Origin of the sequence: Phenylobacterium sp., from assembly GCF_031360265.1 — a bacterium.
In the GTDB taxonomy this organism is placed as follows: Bacteria; Pseudomonadota; Alphaproteobacteria; order Caulobacterales; family Caulobacteraceae; genus Phenylobacterium.
In genome coordinates this window covers 1-19623 of sequence record NZ_JANMBF010000077.1, presented here as the reverse complement: position 1 = coordinate 19623, position 19623 = coordinate 1, and the positions used below count along the sequence as shown (strand labels likewise).

18 protein-coding genes are annotated in these 19623 nt (G+C 70.3%); 7 read left to right on the top strand and 11 right to left on the bottom strand.

Features of this window, described 5'->3' with window-relative positions:
- Positions 1-54: 54 nt before the first annotated feature.
- The 7 genes from RMN86_RS06500 to sdhC form a co-directional block, all read right to left on the bottom strand.
- Positions 55-375, bottom strand: a complete 321-nt coding sequence (locus RMN86_RS06500) for a 2Fe-2S iron-sulfur cluster-binding protein (RefSeq protein ID WP_309605020.1) — start codon at positions 373-375, stop codon at positions 55-57.
- An 18-nt stretch (positions 376-393) separates the two neighbouring features.
- On the bottom strand, positions 394-1623 hold the full coding sequence (locus RMN86_RS06495; protein WP_309605019.1) for an FAD-dependent oxidoreductase: 1230 nt from the start codon (positions 1621-1623) through the stop codon (positions 394-396).
- Positions 1624-1844: 221 nt separating this feature from the next.
- Positions 1845-2627, bottom strand: coding sequence for a succinate dehydrogenase iron-sulfur subunit (locus RMN86_RS06490; protein ID WP_309605018.1), 783 nt, complete (start codon positions 2625-2627; stop codon positions 1845-1847).
- A gap of 12 nt (positions 2628-2639) precedes the next feature.
- Positions 2640-3401, bottom strand: coding sequence for a class I SAM-dependent methyltransferase (locus tag RMN86_RS06485; protein ID WP_309605017.1), 762 nt, complete (start codon positions 3399-3401; stop codon positions 2640-2642).
- A gap of 8 nt (positions 3402-3409) precedes the next feature.
- Positions 3410-5212, bottom strand: a complete 1803-nt coding sequence (gene sdhA / locus RMN86_RS06480; protein WP_309605016.1) for a succinate dehydrogenase flavoprotein subunit — start codon at positions 5210-5212, stop codon at positions 3410-3412.
- 3 nt (positions 5213-5215) lie between these two features.
- A complete protein-coding gene (gene sdhD, locus RMN86_RS06475) occupies positions 5216-5611 on the bottom strand; it encodes a succinate dehydrogenase, hydrophobic membrane anchor protein (RefSeq protein WP_309605015.1) in 396 nt (131 codons plus the stop codon).
- Complete coding sequence (sdhC, locus tag RMN86_RS06470) at positions 5608-6039, bottom strand: succinate dehydrogenase, cytochrome b556 subunit (protein WP_309605014.1); 432 nt, start codon at positions 6037-6039, stop codon at positions 5608-5610. The genes sdhD and sdhC overlap by 4 nt, the downstream gene beginning before the upstream one ends.
- 187 nt (positions 6040-6226) lie before the next feature.
- Here sdhC and RMN86_RS06465 point away from each other — a divergent pair, with 187 nt between their 5' ends.
- Entirely contained in the window at positions 6227-7108 is an 882-nt protein-coding gene (locus RMN86_RS06465) for a LysR substrate-binding domain-containing protein (RefSeq protein ID WP_309605013.1), read from the top strand.
- A gap of 25 nt (positions 7109-7133) precedes the next feature.
- Here the strand turns inward: RMN86_RS06465 and RMN86_RS06460 are convergent, their stop codons facing one another.
- The 4 genes from RMN86_RS06460 to RMN86_RS06445 form a co-directional block, all read right to left on the bottom strand.
- Positions 7134-8393, bottom strand: coding sequence for a hypothetical protein (locus RMN86_RS06460; protein ID WP_309605012.1), 1260 nt, complete (start codon positions 8391-8393; stop codon positions 7134-7136).
- A 176-nt stretch (positions 8394-8569) separates the two neighbouring features.
- On the bottom strand, positions 8570-9685 hold the full coding sequence (gene zapE, locus RMN86_RS06455; protein WP_309605011.1) for a cell division protein ZapE: 1116 nt from the start codon (positions 9683-9685) through the stop codon (positions 8570-8572).
- A 9-nt stretch (positions 9686-9694) separates the two neighbouring features.
- Positions 9695-10330, bottom strand: a complete 636-nt coding sequence (locus tag RMN86_RS06450; protein ID WP_405041328.1) for a hypothetical protein — start codon at positions 10328-10330, stop codon at positions 9695-9697.
- A 2-nt stretch (positions 10331-10332) separates the two neighbouring features.
- The gene (locus tag RMN86_RS06445) at positions 10333-11829 is read right to left on the bottom strand and encodes a CoA-acylating methylmalonate-semialdehyde dehydrogenase (protein ID WP_309605009.1); all 1497 of its coding nucleotides are present in this window, start codon (positions 11827-11829) and stop codon (positions 10333-10335) included.
- Positions 11830-11920: 91 nt separating this feature from the next.
- Between RMN86_RS06445 and RMN86_RS06440 the strand changes: the two genes are divergently transcribed.
- From RMN86_RS06440 to RMN86_RS06415, 6 genes are all read left to right on the top strand, one after another.
- Positions 11921-12793 (top strand): 1-acyl-sn-glycerol-3-phosphate acyltransferase, encoded by an 873-nt coding sequence (locus RMN86_RS06440; protein WP_309605008.1) that lies wholly within the window; start codon positions 11921-11923, stop codon positions 12791-12793.
- Positions 12790-13233, top strand: a complete 444-nt coding sequence (tsaE, locus tag RMN86_RS06435) for a tRNA (adenosine(37)-N6)-threonylcarbamoyltransferase complex ATPase subunit type 1 TsaE (RefSeq protein ID WP_309605007.1) — start codon at positions 12790-12792, stop codon at positions 13231-13233. The genes RMN86_RS06440 and tsaE overlap by 4 nt, the downstream gene beginning before the upstream one ends.
- Positions 13230-14321, top strand: coding sequence for an N-acetylmuramate/N-acetylglucosamine kinase AmgK (gene amgK, locus RMN86_RS06430; protein WP_309605006.1), 1092 nt, complete (start codon positions 13230-13232; stop codon positions 14319-14321). Before tsaE ends, amgK begins: the two co-directional genes overlap by 4 nt.
- A complete protein-coding gene (locus RMN86_RS06425) occupies positions 14318-15031 on the top strand; it encodes a nucleotidyltransferase family protein (protein ID WP_309605005.1) in 714 nt (237 codons plus the stop codon). Before amgK ends, RMN86_RS06425 begins: the two co-directional genes overlap by 4 nt.
- Entirely contained in the window at positions 15028-18036 is a 3009-nt protein-coding gene (gene addB / locus RMN86_RS06420) for a double-strand break repair protein AddB (protein ID WP_309605004.1), read from the top strand. Before RMN86_RS06425 ends, addB begins: the two co-directional genes overlap by 4 nt.
- Positions 18033-19623 (top strand): UvrD-helicase domain-containing protein (locus tag RMN86_RS06415; protein ID WP_309605003.1); only part of this gene is annotated, 1591 nt, incomplete at its 3' end. The genes addB and RMN86_RS06415, both read left to right, overlap by 4 nt.

Genomic DNA, 19623 nt, shown 5'->3' with positions numbered 1-19623 from the left:
CCGGGAGCCTGGGCAGCTGCGCCGCCCGGACCTTCCAGCCGGCGACGGCCGAGCTCAGTGCTGGCTTTCCGGCATCCGGACCACCAGGCCGTCCAGGGCGTCGGTGACCTTGATCTGGCACGACAGGCGGCTCGAGGGCTCCACGTTCTCGGCGAAGTCGAGCATGCTCTCCTCCATGGCCGAGGACGCGCCGGTCTTGTCCTTCCAGGCCGCGTCCACATAGACGTGGCAGGTGGCGCAGGCGCAGGCGCCGCCGCAGTCGGCGTCGATGCCGGGGACGTTGTTCTTGACCGCCCCCTCCATGACGGTGAGCCCGGTCTTCACCTCGATGACGTGCTCGGTCCCGTTGTGTTCGATGTAGGTAATCTTGGCCATAAACCCCTCGCGCGACCTTCAGGCCGCGACCTCTTTCATGGAAATGGATGGGTCCGCAAGCCTCGCCTTGTCCACCGGCCTGCGCGCGCCTATCAGCAGCTTGCCCATCATGAACTCCGGCGGCGAATTGATCGCTTCCACCGACTGCACCAGATCGCCCTTCAGGTGAAACACCGCGAACTTGCCTGACGCAGGGTCACCGCGGACCAGGATCTCGTCGACATCGAAGGCGTAGCCGGCGATCTGCAGTTTCAGGTCGTACTGGTCCGACCACTGCCACGGCACCTCGCCGGCCGGGGCGGGGCGGCCGGTGATGGCGCAGGCGGCCTGTTTGGCGCCTTCCAGGGCGTTGGGCACGCTTTCCATGCGGAACATCCGGTCATAGATCGGCATCGGCCGGTGGGCGACGTCGCCGATGGCCCAGATCGCCGGGTCCGAGGTGCGCGCCTCCAGGTCGACAACGACGCCGCGCGCCACGTCGAGGCCGCAGGCCCGGGCGAGCTCGTCGTTCGGCGCCGCGCCGACGCCCACCACCACGGCGTCGCAAGGCACGGTGCGGCCGTCGGCCAGGGTGACGCCTGTCACCTGGCCGTTCTTGCCCTCGAAGGCCACCGCGCTGGCACCCAGTTCGAAGGTGACGCCGTGGGCCTCGTGCCGGGCCTTGAAGAAACTCGAAAGCACCTCGCAGGCGACGCGGGCCAAGAGGCGCGCCTCGCGCTCCAGCACCACCACCTCGGCGCCCAGGGCCCGGCCGGAGGCGGCCACCTCCAGCCCGATATAGCCGCCGCCGACGACGGCCAGCGTCTTGCCCGGCCCGACGGTGGCCTTCAGCAATTCCGCGTCGGCGGCGGTGCGCAGGAACATCACGCCCTCAAGGTCCGCGCCGGGGATCGGCAGGGCGATGGCGCGCGCGCCGGTGGCGAGGATCAGGGCGTCGTAGGCCAGCGTCGAGCCGTCGGAAAGCGACACCAACTTCAGGTCGCGGTCGATGGCGGTGGCGGTGATCGAGGGCTGGAAGTCGATGCCGTGCTCAGCATAGAATTCCAGGGGCTTCAGCGCCAGGGAGTCGGCGTCGGCCTCGCCTTTCAGCCAGGCCTTGGAGAGCGGCGGGCGCTGGTAGGGGGGGATCGGCTCCTCGCCGACCAGGGTGATCGGCCCGGCGTGGCCATACTGGCGCAACAGCGCCGCGGCCGCGCCCCCCGCATGGCCGGCGCCGACGATCACCACATGTGCGGCCGGATTGGTCATCCGCCTTCGATGCCCAACAGCAGCCACAGCGTCAACTCAAGCTCTGCGCACATCGGGGCGCCGAACTTGGGATCACCGACCACAGAGCTGCCCGCCCCAAGCCCGCGCATGCGGGCTGAAGCACCGGGATCCAGGGGGCAAAGCGGCTCAACTGGAATCGGGCGGCGGGGCAGTCCGCGGCCCTCCGCTCACGACGGTTTCGTCCTCAGGCGAAGGCCCCTCTACACCACCCGGTCGACCAGCATCTTCTTGACCTCGGCGATGGCCTTGGCGGGGTTGAGGCCCTTGGGGCAGACCTGGGCGCAGTTCATGATGGTGTGGCAACGGTAGAGCTTGAAGGGGTCTTCCAGCGCGTCCAGCCGCTCGCCGGTGGCCTCGTCGCGGCTGTCGATCAGCCAGCGGTAGGATTGCAGCAGGGTGGCGGGGCCCAGGTACTTGTCGCTGTTCCACCAGTAGCTGGGGCACGACGTCGTGCAGCAGGCGCAGAGGATGCATTCGTAGAGGCCGTCCAGCTTCGCGCGGTCCTCCGGCGCCTGGATCCACTCCTGTTGCGGCTCGGGCGTCTCGGTGTGCAGCCAGGGCTCGATGGAGGCGTACTGGGCATAGAACAGCGTCATGTCCGGCACCAGATCCTTCGCCACCGGCATGTGCGGCAGCGGACTGATCTGGACGTCGCGGCCGGGGACCTCGGCCCAGCCGTGGGTGCAGGCCAGCGTGTTGCGGCCCCCGATGTTCATGGCGCAGGATCCGCACACACCCTCGCGGCAGGATCGACGGAAGGCCAGCGTCGGGTCGAGCGTGTTCTTGATGTGGATCAGAACGTCGAGCACCATCGGCCCGCAGGCGTCGACGTCCACATCATAGGTGTCCCAGCGCGGATTCTCCGTCCCCTCGGGATCGTAACGGTAGACCCGAAAGGTCTTGGTCTTGCCCGCGCCGGCGGGGGCGGGGTGATGGCGGCCCTTCTGGACGCGGGAGTTCTTCGGCAGTGCGAGTTCGACCATGGGGCGGGGTCCTCAGGCGGGGCTTCGAGCGGTGGGCGGGCGGGCGGTCTTGCGCCCCAGGATGATCACCCCGTGGTGGCCGCCGTGATCGGTGGTGATCAGGGTCAGGTCTGCTAGGCCAGCCTTGTTCAGCAGGCGCACGACGGCGGAGAGATCGTAGTCGTACATCAGAATCGCGCCGGGCTTCAGTCGCGCCAGCCGCCAGCGCGCCAGCAGCGGTTGGGCCAGTCGCCGCCAGCCGCGCGGGACCTCTGGCGTCACCCGGGCGTCGCGCCAGACAGTGAGGTGCAGGCTGACCACGCCGTCGTCGGCCAGCCGGGCCAGCAGATCCTCCAGAATCGCTAGACCGCGCCGGGGCGCGATGTGCTGGAAAACGATGAACGAGTTGATCCAGTCGAACGGGCCGTCTGGCAGGGCGTCCACATAGGTCGCGCCGCCGCCGCGCAGGCGGGCCTCATCCAGCATGCCGGGCGAGATGTCGTAGCCGGTGACCGACCCGGCGTGGTCGCACATGGCCCGCGCCAGCCGCCCGGTCCCGCAGCCGAAGTCAAGCGCCCGACCGCCCGGCGCCTTGCGGGCGAGGATCGTCAGTCTTCGGACGATATCGCCGATGTGGTCTGCGCCCGAGGCATAGAACGCCTCCAGATTCGCCGGCGTCAGGTTCTCCGTGCGATAGTCGGCATGGGTCAGCACGCCCCAATAGGGCTGGGTGGCGCCCAGTTCGCGCCAGTCCGCGTCGGTGTCGCGGCCCTCGTGTCTGGCGGCGGCCTGCACCCGCGCGCCTAGTAGACCCGCGCCTTGGGCGGGATGTAGGCGATGTCGTTGGTCATGGTGAAGTCATGCACCGGACGGTAGTCGATCCGGACCTTGCCGGTGGCGTCGTCGAACCAGGTCAGCGTGTGCTTCATCCAGGTCTTGTCGTCGCGGTCGGCGAAGTCCTCGCGGGCGTGGGCGCCGCGGCTCTCGGTGCGGTTGGCGGCGCCGACCACGGTGACCACTGCCTGGCCGATCAGGTTGTCGAGCTCAAGCGTCTCCATGAGGTCGGTGTTCCAGATCATCGCGCGGTCGGTGACGTGCAAGTCGGCGCGCCTGGCCTGCACCGCGTCCAGCCGGTTGACGCCGGAGGCCAGGCTGTCGCCGGCGCGGAACACCGCGGCGTCGTCCTGCATGGCCTGCTGCATCTCCAGCCGCAGCGCCGCCGTGGTGGTCTTGCCCGACGCGTTGCGCAGCCGGTCGAAGCGGGCCAGGTGCCCGTCGGTCATCTCTGGCTTCAGCTCGACCTGCGTCGCCCCGGCCTTGATTGTATCGGCGCAGCGAAGCGCCGCCGAACGCCCGAACACAACCAGATCGATCAGCGAGTTTGAGCCCAGCCGATTGGCGCCGTGGACGGATACGCAGGCCGCCTCGCCCACCGCCATCAGGCCGGGAACCACCTTATCGGGGTCCTTGCCAGCCTTGGTCACCACCTCGGAATAGAAGTTCGTCGGCACCCCGCCCATATTGTAGTGCACTGTGGGCAGCACCGGAATCGGCTCCTTGGTGACGTCCACCCCGGCGAAGATGCGGGCGCTTTCCGAGATGCCGGGCAGGCGCTCGTGCAGCACCTTGGGGTCCAGGTGATCCAGGTGGAGGTTGATGTGGTCCTTTTTCGGACCGACGCCGCGGCCTTCGCGGATCTCGATGGTCATGGCGCGCGAGACCATGTCGCGGGGCGCGAGGTCCTTCACGCTGGGCGCATAGCGCTCCATGAACCGCTCGCCTTCGGAATTGGTCAGGTAGCCGCCCTCGCCGCGCGCGCCCTCGGTGATCAGGCAGCCGGCGCCATAGATGCCGGTGGGATGGAACTGCACGAATTCCATGTCCTGTAGCGGCAATCCGGCGCGCAGGGCCATGCCGCCGCCGTCGCCGGTGCAGGTGTGGGCCGACGTGCAGGAGAAATAGGCCCGGCCATAGCCGCCGGTCGCCAGGATCACCTGCTGGGCCTGGAAGCGGTGCAGGGTTCCGTCGTCCAGCTTCCACGCGGTGACACCCCGGCAGACGCCCCCCTCTTGAGCGTCATGGTCCATGATCAGGTCGAGGGCGAAATACTCGATGAAGAACTCGGTCTTCTTGGCCAGGGCCTGGCCGTACATGGTGTGCAGCATGGCGTGGCCGGTGCGGTCGGCCGCGGCGCAGGTGCGCTGGATCGGCGCCTCGCCATAGTTGCGGGTCATGCCGCCGAAGGCGCGCTGATAGATCTTGCCCTCGTCGGTGCGCGAGAACGGCACGCCCCAGTGCTCAAGCTCATAGACCGCCGCCGGCGCGTTGCGGACCAGGTATTCGATGGCGTCCTGGTCGCCCAGCCAGTCGGACCCCTTGACGGTGTCGTACATGTGCCAGCGCCAGTCGTCCTCGCCCATGTTGCCCAGCGAGGCCGAGATGCCGCCTTGCGCGGCGACGGTGTGCGACCGCGTCGGGAAGACCTTGGAGATGCACGCGGTTTTCAGGCCCGCCGCGGCGCAGCCCAGGGCCGCGCGCAGGCCCGAGCCGCCGGCGCCGACGACGACGACATCGTACTTGTGATCGATGAACTGGTAGGTCGCCATCGGTCAGGAAACTCCGCCGCTCAGCGCGACCTTGAGGATCGAAAAGATCGCCAGCGCGCCGGAAAGCCCGCAGACGAAGAGGTTGATCAGCAGCAGGCCCGCCTTTGACGCGGTCTTGTGGATGTAGTCCTCGACAACCACGCGAACGCCCGCGTGCATATGCCAGAAGGCGATGGCGATGGTCAGCACACTGAGCACCGCGTTCAATGGATCGCGCACCCAGTGGACCGCGAAGCCATAGTCGCCAGCCGCCAGCCGCAGCACGCCATAGACCGCCCACAGGGTCAGCGGAACCAAGGCGACGGCGCTGACCCGCTCGGCGATCCAGGCCCCGACCCCATGCTTGGCCGAGCCGAGGCCCCGGGCGCGCGACAGCGGCGTGCGATAGCTTGCCATCATAGCGCTCCCGTCAGGCCGGCGATCCACCAGACCGCGAGCGTCGCGGCGACGGCGAAGGCCAGGGCGGCGACCGCGCTGGCGTTGGCGCTCTTGACGTCCAGCCCGCGCCCGGTGTCCCAGACCAGGTGGCGGACGCCGTTGGCCAGGTGGAAGAAGCAGCTGAGGGTCAGGCCGAAGATCACCACCTTGCCCGGCCACGAGCCAAGCAGCGCCTTGACCTGCCCATACCGCTCGGGCCCCTGCGCCAGGGCCATCGCCCAGGCCGCCACCATCAGCCCGCCCGCATAGAGCGCGACGCCGGTCGCGCGGTGCAGGATCGAGGTCAGCATGGTCAGATGCCAGCGCCATAGCGGCGGCGAGATCAGGCCGCCGGTCAACAGGTGCGGCGAGACCGGCGGTTCGCGGCGGGGTTTGGAAACGTCGGTCATCGGTTTGCGCCGCTCGATCCTGTCCGGAGGTGCGTCCGCTTGTAAGCACCGCGCGAGGACTGTCAACGAAGCCTCGCCACGGGCGCTCGCGGGGCTCGCCCATCCTTCGCAAATTCCGAAGTCTTGGGCTATTCGAGCTGCCGCACAAGCCGTCAATCCTGTAGTATTCCTTCGCGAAAGGCGAAGGATGCGCTTCGATCTGATCGATCTGCGGCTGTTCTGCGAGGCGGTGGACGCAGGCTCCATCACCGCCGGGGCGGAGCGCTGCGCCCTGGCCCTGGCGGCCGCCTCGGCCCGTATCCGGTCGATGGAACAGAGCCTTGGCGCCCCGCTGCTGACCCGCTCGCGCCAGGGGGTCACGCCGACCCCCGCCGGCCGCACCCTGCTGAAGCACGCCCGCGCCGTACTGGACCAGGCCGCGCGGCTGCGGGAGGATCTGGGCGCCTTCGCCGGCGGCGCCTCGGGCGAGGTGCGGCTGCTGGCCAATACCAATGCCCTGACCGAATTTCTGCCCGAGGCGTTGTCGGCCTTCCTGGCCGCCCATCCGCAGGTCAGCGTCGATCTGGAAGAGCGCCTCTCCGACGAGATCGTCGGCCTGGTGGCCGAAGGGGTCGCCGATATCGGCATCGTCGCCGGCACCGTGAACGTGGGCGCCCTGGCCACCTATCCGTTCCGGTCCGATCGCTTCGTGGTGGTGACCGCCGTGGACCATCCGCTGGCGACCCAGGCTCAGGTGAGGTTCGCCCAGGTCTTGGACTATGACTTCGTGGGTCTTGAGCGCTCCAGTTCCCTGCAGCGGTTCCTGACCGGCAAGGCCGCGCGGGAGGGCCACCCCTTGCGGCTGCGCGTCCAGCTGCGCAGCTTCGACGCGGTCTGCCGGCTGGTGGAATGCGGCGTCGGCGTCGGCGTGGTGCCGCAGACCACGGCGGCCCGCGCGGTCAAGACCATGGCGCTCAGCGTCATCGACCTTTCCGACGACTGGGCGATCCGCGACCTGACCATCGTCGTGCGCGCCATCGGCGAGCTGCGCCCCTCCGCGCGACATCTGGTGGAGAGCCTGCGGGCCTGACGCCTGGCCAGCTCGGCCGCCGCGGTCAGGCCGCGATCCGCCCCCGCCGGGCCGATGCCGTCAGGCTGGCGGCGAAGGCCGAAAACAGCTTGGCCATCGCCGGCTTCTTGTAGGGATAGAGGTCCGCTGAATCCATGGCGTGGACGATCATCGCAACGTCGACCTCGAAGACCAGCAGCCGGCCGTCCGAGGTCTCGGCGCAGTCGATGCCGAAATAGTCGAGCCCAAGGGTTTTCGACAGGGCCTGGAATGCGCCGGCGTGGCGCGCGGCGAAGCCCTGATCAAAGCTCGCCATGACCTCAGCCTCCTCGGCCCGATGCGCGGCCTCGCCCATGTCGGCGTTCAGATAGTGCACCATCCAGCGGGCCGAGACGGCCATATGGCTGACGAAGGGCCGACCGTCGACCAGCACCACGCGCAGCTTGCGGAACCGGCCGTCGGCGTCGCTGTAGTCGAAGAAGCGGGTGACAAAGAACTCGGGGTCGGGATGGGCCGCCAGATAGGCCGCCAGGCCCGCCGGATCGTCGAGTTTCTCCAGCCCGGCGCCGGCGTGCGAGGCGATCGGGCGCGCGATCACGGGAAAGACCAGGTCGGCGTGGATCGCCGCCAGAGTTGTCCCGCCGCCCACCACCTGGCGCAGGACATCGCGATCGACCCGGCGCGTGGTAGGACAGGCGATGTCGGGATGTCCGGCGAAGCGGTCGGCGACCCCATCGCGGGTGAGGGCGGCGATCCGCTCGGCGCGTCCGTTCACCACCGGCTGCGGCCAGCCGTCGAAGGCGCCGTCGAGCTGGCGCAAGATCGCCTCGCCGTGGTCGGACAGGCCGATGGCCAGGAAGGCGACGTCGTGGTCGGGCATCTCCGCCGGCGACGGCAGGCCGGCATCGACATAGCAGGTGGTCAGCTCGATGTCGGAGCCCTCGAGCAGAAAGTCGATGGGGGTGTTGGTCATTAGGTCGCCGGCGATGGCCAGCGCCAGAATCCGCAGGCCCTGGCCCGAGCCGTGCGAGGTGCGATACCAGCGACAGCTGGCCAGGGCGGCGGCCTGCAGCTCCAGCCCCCTGTCCCGCTCACCCCGCATCTGCAGCAGGGTGGACAGGTCCAGCATGGCGCCGGCGTCCAGGGGGTCGGCGGTCAACCGCGCGATCAGCCCATCCCACACCTCGGTGACGCCCTCCCCCTCGAAGCAGCGGCGGCCAAGAAAGGCCAGGCCGAGGCTGGGCGCGGGGTTGGCCGGGCGACGGGCGGGAAATTCCGGGACGGAAGCTGGCGCGGCCTGGGGCATCGGTATCCTGGGGCGAGGGGAACGCAAACGCGGACGGTCCTGCGACCGCAGCTTCCAATGGAGCCCGGTATGGTTGTCGCTTCGTTAACGTTGTGGCGGCGCGGGCCTGCACCTGAGGTTGCATCGGGGCGGTGCATCGGGGGACCGCATCGGGCCGCGCCCGCCGCGGAGCCCGTTCAGCCGGGTTCGCTCAGCCAATCGGCCGAGCGCATCTCTTCCAGCCGCGAGGCCGTGCGTTCGAATTCGAAGGCGCCGTCGCCGGCCGGATAGAGGTCCGCGGGCGCCGCCTCGGCCAGGACGATCAGCCGGGTGCGGGCCTCGTAGAGGGTGTCGATCAGGATGACGAAGCGGCGCGCCTCCTCGCGGCGGCCCGGCGTCAGCCTGGGCAGATCCTCAAGGAACACCGTGTGAAATCGGGCGGCCAGAGCCACATAGTCGTTCGGGCCCAGAGCCACCGAGCACAGGCTGGCGAAGCTGGCGCGCACCAGGCCGCCGGCGGCGTGCGGCAGGTGGATCTTGCGGCCCAGCACCTCGAGCGTGGCCCCGTCTTCCGCCTCCGGCCCCAGCAGGTCGCGCCAGAGCGCCTCGAAGGACCGGCTGTTGTCCGGGTCGGCCGGCGAAAACCAGGTCCCCGCGGCGCGCAGCCGATCCAGCCGATAGTCGTGGCCGCCCGCCACGGCCACCACCTCGAGGCGGGTCTTCAGCAGATCGATGAAGGGCAGAAACAGCTGGCGGTTGATGCCGTCCCGGTAGAGGGCGTCGGGCGCCCGGTTGGAGGTCGCCACCAGGGTCACGCCGCGGGCGAACAGCGCCTCGAACAGCCGGCCCAGGATCATGGCGTCGGCGATGTCGGTGACCTGGAATTCGTCGAAGCACAGCAGGCGTGACGCCAGGGCGACCACGTCGGCGACGGGCGGGATCGGATCGTCGCCCCTGTGCTGGCCGAACTTCGCCTTGCGGGCGGCGGCGTCGCCGCCGCGCCAGGCGCCGATCAGCCGGTGGATCTCGCCCATGAACACGTGGAAGTGGGTGCGCCGCGCGGCCGGCCCGACCGACGTCACGAACAGGTCCATCAGCATCGACTTGCCGCGTCCGACCGGCCCCCAGAGGTAGACGCCACGCCGCGGTTCCGGCTTGCGGAACAGCGCGGTCAAGCGGCCAGGTGGCGGCGCGGCCGCCAGGTCAGCTTCCAGTCGCAGCAGCGCCGCCAGGCCGGCGGCCTGCGCCGGATCGGGCCGGATTTCCCCCCGCGCCAGGCGGGCGTCGTAGGCGGCTTGCAGAGCGGACGCCATGCCCGGAGGCTAGACCCCGAGGTCCCGGAGCGCGCGGGCCTGGGCCTGGCGCGTGGCGCAGGCGCAGGCGCGCATCTCGCCCTTGTCGTTCCACCAGACCAGCGTCGGATAGGCGAAGACGACCCCGTTGTCCTTAAGCAGCGGCGCGAGCTTGACCACCAGGCCGCGACCGGCCTCGACCACCGCGGTGCGGGCCATATCGCCATCGGCGCCGGGAATGCCTGGCGCGGTCCAGGTGTTCGCGGGATCCGCCTCCCAGCGGGTCAAAAGGCTCCAGTCGCGCCCAAGCCAGAGCTGGGCCACGGTGGCGCGCTCGGCGGGTGTCGATTGCGCCTGACCGTTGAGATCGGGGCGGGCGATGACGATGACGCGGGTGTCGACGCCCTTCTTCTGAAGCCCTGGGAAATCGTCAGCCATGAACCGCTCGCCCTGGGGAGCGGTGTGGAACGAGATCATGTAGAGCTTCTTGCCCGCCAACCCCGGCGCCACCCAGCCCGACGATTGCAGGAGTGCTGCGATCTCCTGCTGGTGGCGGGTGATCAGCGTCGGCCGCCAGCGGATCTCGAAGTTCCAGTAGGCCCAGCCGGCCGCGCCCGCGAGGGCCAGCACCAGGGCCAGACTCGCCCACAGGCGCAAGGCCCGCACCCTCAGCCCATCGTCGGGATGATGAAGGCGCTATCTGCGGTGGCGCCCTCCGGCCAGCGGGCGGTGATGGTCTTGACCTTGGTGTAGAAGCGCACGCCCTCCATGCCGTGCTGGTTGGCGTCGCCGAAGGCCGAGCGCTTCCAGCCGCCGAAGGAGTGGTAGGCCACCGGCACCGGGATCGGCACATTGATCCCGACCATGCCGACGTTGACGCGGGCGGCGAACTCGCGCGCGGCGCGGCCGTTGCGGGTGAAGATGGCCACGCCGTTGCCGTACTGGTGCTGGCTGGGCAGGCCCACGGCTTCCTCGAAGGTCTCGGCCCGGACGATCTGCAGGACCGGGCCGAAGATTTCTTCCTGGTAGGTGCGCATGTCAGGCTTCACCCGGTCGAACATCGAGGGGCCGATGAAGAAGCCCTGCTCGTAGCCCTGCAGGGTGAAGCCCCGGCCATCGACCACCAGTTCGGCGCCTTCCTCGACGCCCAGCTGGATGTAGTCGGAGACCTTGCGGCGGTGGGCGGCGGAGACCACCGGGCCGTATTGCGCGGCGGCGTCGGTGGAGATCCCGACCTTCAGGGTCTCGATCTCGGCCAGCATCTTCTCGCGGAAAGCCTCGGCGGTCCTGGTGCCCACCGGCACGACCACCGGCAGCGCCATGCAGCGCTCGCCGGCCGAGCCGTACGCCGCGCCGACGATATCCTTCACCGCCTGGTCGAGGTCGGCGTCGGGCAGGATGACGCCGTGGTTCTTGGCCCCGCCCATGGCCTGGACGCGCTTGCCCGCCGCCGTGCCGCGCGAATAGACGTACTGAGCGATGTCCGACGAGCCGACGAAGCTGACGGCCTTGATGTCCGGGTGGTCGAGGATGGCGTCGACCGAGACCTTGTCGCCGTGGACCACGTTCAGCACACCCTTGGGGGCGCCGGCTTCCATCATCAGTTCGGCCAGCCGGACCGGAACGGACGGGTCCTTCTCCGACGGCTTGAGGATGAAGGTGTTGCCCACCGCGATGGAGATGCCGAACATCCACATCGGGATCATCGCCGGGAAGTTGAAGGGCGTGATTCCCGCGGTTACGCCCAGCGGCTGGCGCATGGAATAGACGTCGATGCCGGGGCCGGCGCCTTCGGTATATTCGCCCTTCAGCGCGTGCGGGATGCCGCAGGCGAACTCGATGACTTCGAGGCCCCGCTGGATGTCGCCTTTCGAGTCGGCCACGACCTTGCCGTGCTCGCAGGACAGGAGTTCGGCCAGATCGTTCATATTGGCTTCGATCAGGCGCTTGAAATCGAACATCACCCGCGCGCGCCGTTGCGGATTGACCAGCGCCCAGACCTGTTGGGCGCGGACCGCCGAGGCCACGGCGGCGTCCAGTTCGCCGACACTGGCGAGCGCCACGCGGGCCTGCACCTCGCCGGTATTGGGATTGTAGATGTCGCCGAAGCGGCGGCTCGTGCCGGCGACCGAGACGCCGTCGATGAAGTGGGTGATGTCACGCATGCGGGGCTTTTAAGCTTTCTCGGCGCGGTCGCCTAGCCGGGACAGGCCCTGGCGCTTGCTCAAGGATCATCCGACAGCGCATCTTCCGGCCATGACGATTGCCTCGCCCGCCCAGACCTTCGACCCGGCGCGGCCCCGCGACCATATCGTCGACCGGCTGATCGCCGAGCGCGCGCCCCGGCTGGCGGCGAGCCCCGCCTGGCCCCTGTTGCGGCCGCTGCTCTATGGCGTGCTCGACTATGGAAAGGCGCGGCGGATGGCCGATGCGATCGCCGCGCTGCCCGGCCGCGCGGCGATCGAACACGTCTCCAGGCTGCTGAGTGTCAAGGTGGCGGCCACCGGTCTGGAGCGCATTCCCCGCGAGGGCCGACTGATCGTGGTCTGCAACCATCCCACCGGGATCGCCGACGGGATCGCGGTCTATGATCGGCTGAAGACCATCCGGCCGGATCTCTGCTTCTACGCCAACTCCGACGCTCACCGGATATCCCCCGGGCTCACCGAGGTGCTGATTCCGGTGGAGTGGGTGGAGGCCAAGCGCACGCGGGAGCGGACCCGCGAGACCCTGATGCTGACCCGCGAGGCGCTGGAGGCCGAGCGGTGCCTGGTGATCTTCCCGGCCGGCCGCCTGGCGCGCCGCCGCCCGGACGGCCGGCTCGCCGATCCGCCCTGGGCGCCTTCGGCGATCTCTCTGGCCCGCAAGTATGAAACGCCGATCGTGCCGATGCACCTGGCCGGGCCCTGGTCGCGGCTGTTCCACCTGTTCGACCGGGTCTCTGGCGAGCTGCGCGACATCACCCTGTTCCACGAGCTGCTCAACAAACAGGGGCGAGCCTTCGCCCTGACCGTCGGTCGACCGATCGGGTTCGAGGCGCTGGACGGCGAACCGACCGAGGCGATCGCCCACCTCAAGGTCTTCGTGGAAGACGACCTGCCGTGCGATCCCGATCGGGCCTTCGCATGATCCTGGCCGATGATGCGGCCACCGCGCGGCTCGGCGCGGCCCTTGGCCGGGTGCTGGGGGTCGGCGAGGCGGTTTGCCTGTCTGGCCCGCTGGGCGCGGGCAAGTCGACCCTGGCGCGCGGTCTCATCCGCAGTCTGACGACGCCCGACGAAGACGTCCCGTCGCCCACCTTCACGCTGGTCCAGGTCTATGATGGCCGGCGCCTGACCATTGCCCACTTCGACCTCTATCGGCTGTCGCGCCCGGACGAGGCCTATGAGCTCGGGCTCGACGAGGCGCTGGACGAGGGCGCCGCGCTGATCGAATGGCCGGAGCGGCTGGAAGGCCGCCTGCCCGCGGATCGACTCGATGTAGAGATCGCCTTTGACGGCGACGGGCGGCGCGTGCGGATGACGCCGCACGGCGCCTGGCAAGGCCGCAGCCTAGGGACTCTGGATTGAAGTCTGAACGTGAGGCGACGAAGGCCCGGTTCCTGGCGGACCACGGGCTGGCCTCGGCCCGGCGCGAGCCGTTGGCCGGGGATGCGTCGACGCGAAGCTATGAACGATTGCACCCGCCGGGCGCTCCCGCGCTGATCCTGATGGACCAGGCGCCCGTGCTGGAGACGCCGATCTGTCCGCCGGGGGCCAGCGACGCCGAGCGCCTGGCCCTGGGCTACAACGCCGCCGCCCGGCTGGCGGCCGGCTCCATCGCGGCCTTTGTCACCACTGCGGCCTACCTGCGCGCGCAGGGCCTCTCGGCGCCCGAGGTGAGGGCTTTCGATGTCGACGCCGGGCTGGCCGTTCTGGAGGATCTGGGCGACGGGCTGTTCGCCAGCCTGATGGCCGGCGGTCAGGCCGAGAGGCCGCTCTACGAGGCCGCCGTCGATGTGCAGGTCCAGTTGCACGCGCAGCGACCGCCGGACCTCCTGACGGCCCAGGGTCTGGACTGGCCGCTGCTGACCTACGACACCCTGGCGCTGAAGACCGCCACCGACACGTTCCTGGACTGGTGGCCGAGGTTCGCGGGCCTGGCCGCCTTCGACCCTGCCGTCGTCGCCGAATGGGACGCGCTCTGGGCGCCGGTCTGGGCGCGGGGCGAAGCCGGGGCCGGAGTCTTCTGTCACCGCGACTATCATGCTCAGAACCTGCTCTGGCTGCCGGACAGGCGCGGCGTGGCCCGGGTCGGCCTGCTCGATTTCCAGGACGCGCTGCGGGCGCACCCGGCCTGGGACCTGACCCATCTGCTGCAGGACGCCCGCCGCGATGTCGCGCCCGAGCTGGAGCGCGCGATGCTGGAGCGCTACCTGCTCGCCCGGCCGGCCGTCGAGCGCGAGGGCTTTCTCGGCGACTATCGGGCCCTGGCCGCGTCCAACGCCGCGCGTATTCTGGGCCGGGTGTTCGCCCGCCAGGCTTTGCTGGGCCGCGCGCACTACAAGGTCTTCATGCCGCGCACCTGGCGCTATCTGGAACGTGATCTCGCGGACCCGGCGCTGGCGGGGCTGCGCCGCTGGTTCGACCGGCACGTGCCGCTCGAGGCGCGGGCGTGACGCCCGGCCCGACCACCGCCATGGTGCTGGCCGCGGGCCTGGGCACGCGGATGCGCCCGCTCACCGATCACACGCCCAAGGCGCTGATCCCCGTCGCCGGGCGGGCGTTGATCGACCGGGTTCTCGACAAGCTTGTGGCGGCCGGCGTCGAACGGGCCGTGGTCAATGTGCATCACTTCGCCGACCAGGTGGAGGCGCACCTGAGCCGGCGCCGCGACCTTGAGATCCTGATCTCTGACGAGCGCGCCGGGCTGCTGGATTCCGGCGGCGGCCTCCAGCATGCGCGCGCGATGCTGGGCGAGGCGCCGATCCTCGTGGCCAACATCGATTCGCTGTGGCTTGAGCGGGGGGCGCCGGCGCTGGAGGCCTTGAAGCGCGCCTGGGATCCGGCGCGGATGGACCTGCTGCTGCTGCTGGTCAGGCGCGGCGAGGGAATAGGGTTCGAGGGGCCGCAGGGGTTCCTGATGAACGAGGCCGGCCAATTGACCCATTCGGCGTCACCCGATGTGGTCACCCCGTTCGCCAACGTCGGCTTCGGAATCCTCAAGCCCCAGGTGCTCGACGGCCAGACAGAGGCGGCCTTTTCGATCATCCCGGTCTGGCGCGCGTTGCAGGCCCGAGGTCGCCTCCACGGCGTGGCGATGGACGCTTTCTGGATGCATGTGGGCGATCCCGCGGCCCGCGACGCCGCCGCGGCGAGGCTGAGATGAGCGCCCTGCTGACCGGCCCCGGGCCGCGCTGGTTCAACATCCCGGCGTACCGGCCGTTCGCCCAGGACCTGGCCAGCGGTCTGCATGACGCCCTGGCCCCGCAAGGCCCTGAGGCCCTGTCGCAGGCCCTGGTGCTCACCCCGACCCGGCGCGGCGCGCGCGCCGTGGCCGACGCCTTTGCGCAGGTCGCCGGGGGGGGAGCCATGCTGCCGCCGCGGATGCGTCCACTGGGCGATCTCGAGGGCGGCGAACCGCCCTTCGAGCCGGGCGATCTGGCGCTGGACCTGCCAGCGGCGATCGATCCTCTGAAGCGCCGGTTCGAGCTCACCCGCCTGGCGGCCAACCACTGGGACCTGTTGCCGGGCCGCGAGCTTACGGCCGCCGCGGCGCTGGAGATGGCCGACGCCCTGGCGGGATTCCTCGACGGCCTGCAGATCGAGGAGGTGGCGGTCGAAGATGGGCTCGCTGGCCTGGTCGATGCGGAGATGGCCGAGCACTGGCAGGTCTCGCGCCTGTTCCTCGAGGCGGCGCTGGCCGACTGGCCGCAACGGCTGACGGCGCTGGGCGTGATGGATGTCAGTGCGCGCCGGGTGCGGCTGCTGCGAAGGCTGGCCGAACAGTGGACAGAGGCTCCGCCGAAAGGCGTGATCGTCGCCGCCGGCTCGACCGGCACGGCGCCGGCCACCCGCGACCTGTTGATAGCCATCGCCGCGGCGCCGCAGGGCTGCGTGGTGCTGCCGGGGCTGGACCAGAACCTGGCCGACACCGCCTGGGCCAAAGTCGATGTGCAGCATCCGCAGGGCGCGCTGAAACGTCTGCTCGACCGCGCCGGCGTGGACAAGAGCACGGTCCGCGTCTGGCCCGCCTCGGGCCGCGTCGACCTGGCGGGCCGCTGGCGGCAGCGGATCGTCAACGAGGCGCTGCGCCCGGCCGAGGAGACCGCCGACTGGCTGGGGGTGATCGGCAAGCTTCGCGCGGAAGGCGGGACGCCGGATGTCGATCCCATCGCCGAGGGGCTCAAAGGGCTGTCGGCGATCAGCGCCCGCACCGAGGACGAGGCCGCTACGGTGGTCGCCCTGCTGCTGCGCGAAACCCTGGAGACGCCGGATCGCACGGCGGCGCTGGTGACCCCCGACCCGGCGCTGGCGCGTCGGGTGGCGGCCAAGCTGGCGCGCTGGGGCGTGGTCCCCGACTCCTCGGCCGGCGAGAGCCTGGCGGGGTCGTCCTGCGCGATCCTGGCCGCGCTGACGGCGCGCGCGGCGGTGGACCCGCTGGACCCGGTCACCCTGCTGGGCCTGCTGAAGCATCCGTTGTCCAGGCCCGCAGACGACCAGACCCCAAACAGCCGGGCCCTGGAACGGGCCGCCCTGCGCGGCCCGCGCGCGCGCACCTGGGCGGCGTTGAAGGCGCGGCTCGCCAAGGTCCCGCAGGCCCTGCCCCTGGCCGAACGCCTGGAGGTCGTGGTGGGGGCGCTTGCCTGGACGCACGAGCTGGAGCCGGTGGCGCGGGCCGCGCGCCGCACGGCCGCGGCGATGGAGGCCCTGGCCGACGACGGCGCGGGGGGAACCGGCGAGCTGTGGACCGGTCACGGCGGCGAGGCCACGGCCCGGCTGCTGAGCGGGCTGATCCTGGACGCCGAACGCCTGCCGCCGGCCAGCGCCCGCGGTTTCGCCGAACTGTTGCAGCGGCTGATGGCGGGCGAGACGGTGCGCGCGGGCGGCGCCACCCATCCGCGCCTGCGGATCCTGGGCGCGATCGAAGCCCGGCTGGTGCGCGCCGACCGGCTGGTGCTGGCGGGGCTCGAGGAGGGCGTCTGGCCGGCCGCGGCGCCGACGGATCCATTCCTGTCGCGGCCGATGCGCCAGACCCTGGGCCTGCCCTCGCCCGAGCGGCGGATCGGGCTGGCCGCCCACGACTTCGCCCAGGCCGCCTGCGCGCCCGAGGTCATCCTGCTGCACACCGAACGCCGTGAGGGCGCGCCATCGGTCAAGTCGCGCTGGCTGTGGCGGCTGGAAACTCTGGCCAAGGGCGCCGACCTGGCGATCCCCGGCCGGCCGCAGGTGCTCGACTGGGCGCGCGGCCTGGATGCGCCGGACACCTACCTTCCATATGGCCGGCCCTCGCCAAAGCCCCCGGTGAGCGATCGGCCGAGCAAGCTGTTCGTGACGCGCATCGAAGCGCTGGCGCGCGATCCCTACACGGTCTGGGCGCGCGATATTCTGCAACTCCGACGGCTGCCCCCCCCAGACGAGGCGGTTGACGCGAAACTCCGCGGCACAGCAATCCACAGAGCGTTCGAGCGCCTGGCTCAGTCTTGGCCAGACGCGGCCCCAGACGCCGCCGCGGCCCGATTCGAAGCCTACTACCTTGAAGCGCTCGTCGCCGAAGGCATGGCGCCGGAAGGTCTGGCCCGGGAGACCGCGCTGGCCCGCGAGGCCGCGCGCTGGGTCGCCGAAATGGAGATTTCCCGACGGGCCGACGGCCGCGTGATTGCGGTGGAACAAACCGGCGAGCTCACCTTTGATGTTGAAGGTCGGCCCTTCACGGTCGCCGCGAAGGCCGACCGGATTGAAATCGGACCCGATGGCCTGGGTCATGTCCTGGATTTCAAGACCGGCGCCGCGCCAAGCGCGCGCATGGTCCGGACGGGCTTCTCGCCGCAGCTCACCCTTACCGCCGCCATTCTAGCCGGCGGCGGCTTTGTCGGCCTGCCGGCGGCCGCGCCGGGCGAACTGGTCTATCTGCAAGTCACCGGGCGCAGACCTGCTGGACACACAACTGTACGCGGTTCACCGGATGGCGACGGAAAGCAGATGCTGCGGAGCCAGGACGCCGTGGAAGGGGCGCTGAGCGGTCTCGCCCGGCTCATCGCCAAATATCGAGACCCCGATCGCGGCTTCACCTCGCGCCTCGCGCCACAGTTCGTGAAGCTCTACGCCTCGGACTACGACCATCTGGCCCGGGTGTTCGAATGGTCCACCAGCGGCGAGGACGACGCGACATGAGCCTCGATGTCGCCACCGCGCCCGCCGACCGCCAGCGGATCGCCGCCGATCCCGCCCTGTCGGCCTTTGTCACCGCCAACGCCGGATCGGGCAAGACCAAGACCCTGATCGACCGGGTGGCGCGCCTGTTGCTGGCGGGCGTCAGGCCCGAGGCCATCCTTTGTGTCACCTACACCAAGGCCGCGGCCGCGGAGATGCAGCGCCGGCTGTTCGAACTGCTGGGCGACTGGTCGGTGCTGCCGGACGCCGAGCTGGCCCTGCGCCTCGCCCGGCTGGAGGACCGGACCCTCGATCCGGCCGAGCTCTCCCAGGCCCGCACGCTCTTCGCCCGCGCCCTGGAGACCCCCGGGGGCCTGAAAATCCAGACCATCCACGCGTTCTGCGAGAAGCTCCTGCGCCGCTTCCCGCTGGAGGCCGGGGTCTCGCCCGGGTTCCAGGTGATGGATGACCCGGCGGCGGCCGCGGTCGCCAAGGCGGCCCGCGACGCCGTGGCCCGCCATGCGCTGGCCGGCGATGGCGGCGTCTCCGAAGCCTACGCCCGGCTCTCGGTGAGCCTGGACTTCCAGAGCTTCGAGAAGATGTTCACCGACTTCGAGGCGCGCCGCGGCCTGTTGAGCGGCTTCCTGCGCCGCACCGAGGGGATCGAGGGCGCCCAGGCTTGGATCTGGCGAACCTGCGGCTTCAACGGCCCCGCCGATGTCGACCAGATCGCCGAGGCGGCCATGGGCCAGCTGGACCGCGCGATCTGGCGGCTGGCCGTGGCGACCCTGTCGGAAGGCACGCCGAGCGACAAGGCGAACGCCGCGCGGATGGCGGCGGTGGCGGCGGAGCCGGCCGACGCGTTCGCCCGGGCGCTGGGCGTCCTGTTCACCGCCGGCGGCGAGGGCGGCGCGGCCAAATGGGTGGAAACCAGCGCGATCCTGAAAACCCGCCCCGAGCTTCGCCAGGCCCTGCTCGCCGAACAGGCGCGGCTGGAGGCGGCGCGCGGACGGATGCGGTCCGCCGCCGTGGCCTGGGACACGGTCTACGCCCTAACCCTGGCCGACGCCTATCTGGCCGCCTATCGGGTCGAGAAGGGGTTCGCCGGCGCGCTCGATTTCGCCGACCTGATCGAGAACACCCGACAGCTCCTGAGCAGCCGCCCGGCGGCGGCCTGGGTGCTCTACAAGCTCGACGGCGGCATCGACCACGTCCTGGTGGACGAGGCGCAGGACACCGCACCGGAGCAGTGGGAGATCGTCCGCGCCCTGACCGGCGAGTTCTTCTCCGGCGAAGGCGTGCCCGGGGCTGGGGCCGGTCGTCGCCAGATGTTCGTGGTCGGTGACGAGAAACAGTCGATCTATTCGTTCCAGGGCGCCCAGCCCGAACAGCTGATCCACGAGTTCGCCTTCCACCAGAGCCGGGCGCGCGGCGCTGGCGCGCGGTTCGAACGCGTGGACCTGGTGTCCTCCTTCCGCTCCACCCCGCAGGTGCTGTCGTTCGTCGATGCCGTATTCAGCCCGGCGGGGCTTCGCCAGGCCATCCAGCCGCGGATCGAACCCGAGCCGGTGGTCCACATCGCCGAACGGAAAGCCGACAATGGCTGCA

Coding starts and splice junctions, on each gene's coding strand:
- RMN86_RS06460 (WP_309605012.1), bottom strand. CDS start 8,393: ATGCCCCAGGCCGCGCCAGCTTCCGTCCCGGAATTTCCCGCCCGTCGC.
- sdhC (WP_309605014.1), bottom strand. CDS start 6,039: ATGACCGACGTTTCCAAACCCCGCCGCGAACCGCCGGTCTCGCCGCAC.
- RMN86_RS06440 (WP_309605008.1), top strand. CDS start 11,921: ATGACGATTGCCTCGCCCGCCCAGACCTTCGACCCGGCGCGGCCCCGC.
- RMN86_RS06495 (WP_309605019.1), bottom strand. CDS start 1,623: ATGACCAATCCGGCCGCACATGTGGTGATCGTCGGCGCCGGCCATGCG.
- RMN86_RS06500 (WP_309605020.1), bottom strand. CDS start 375: ATGGCCAAGATTACCTACATCGAACACAACGGGACCGAGCACGTCATC.
- RMN86_RS06445 (WP_309605009.1), bottom strand. CDS start 11,829: ATGCGTGACATCACCCACTTCATCGACGGCGTCTCGGTCGCCGGCACG.
- addB (WP_309605004.1), top strand. CDS start 15,028: ATGAGCGCCCTGCTGACCGGCCCCGGGCCGCGCTGGTTCAACATCCCG.
- RMN86_RS06490 (WP_309605018.1), bottom strand. CDS start 2,627: ATGGTCGAACTCGCACTGCCGAAGAACTCCCGCGTCCAGAAGGGCCGC.
- RMN86_RS06465 (WP_309605013.1), top strand. CDS start 6,227: ATGCGCTTCGATCTGATCGATCTGCGGCTGTTCTGCGAGGCGGTGGAC.
- sdhA (WP_309605016.1), bottom strand. CDS start 5,212: ATGGCGACCTACCAGTTCATCGATCACAAGTACGATGTCGTCGTCGTC.
- sdhD (WP_309605015.1), bottom strand. CDS start 5,611: ATGATGGCAAGCTATCGCACGCCGCTGTCGCGCGCCCGGGGCCTCGGC.
- tsaE (WP_309605007.1), top strand. CDS start 12,790: ATGATCCTGGCCGATGATGCGGCCACCGCGCGGCTCGGCGCGGCCCTT.
- zapE (WP_309605011.1), bottom strand. CDS start 9,685: ATGGCGTCCGCTCTGCAAGCCGCCTACGACGCCCGCCTGGCGCGGGGG.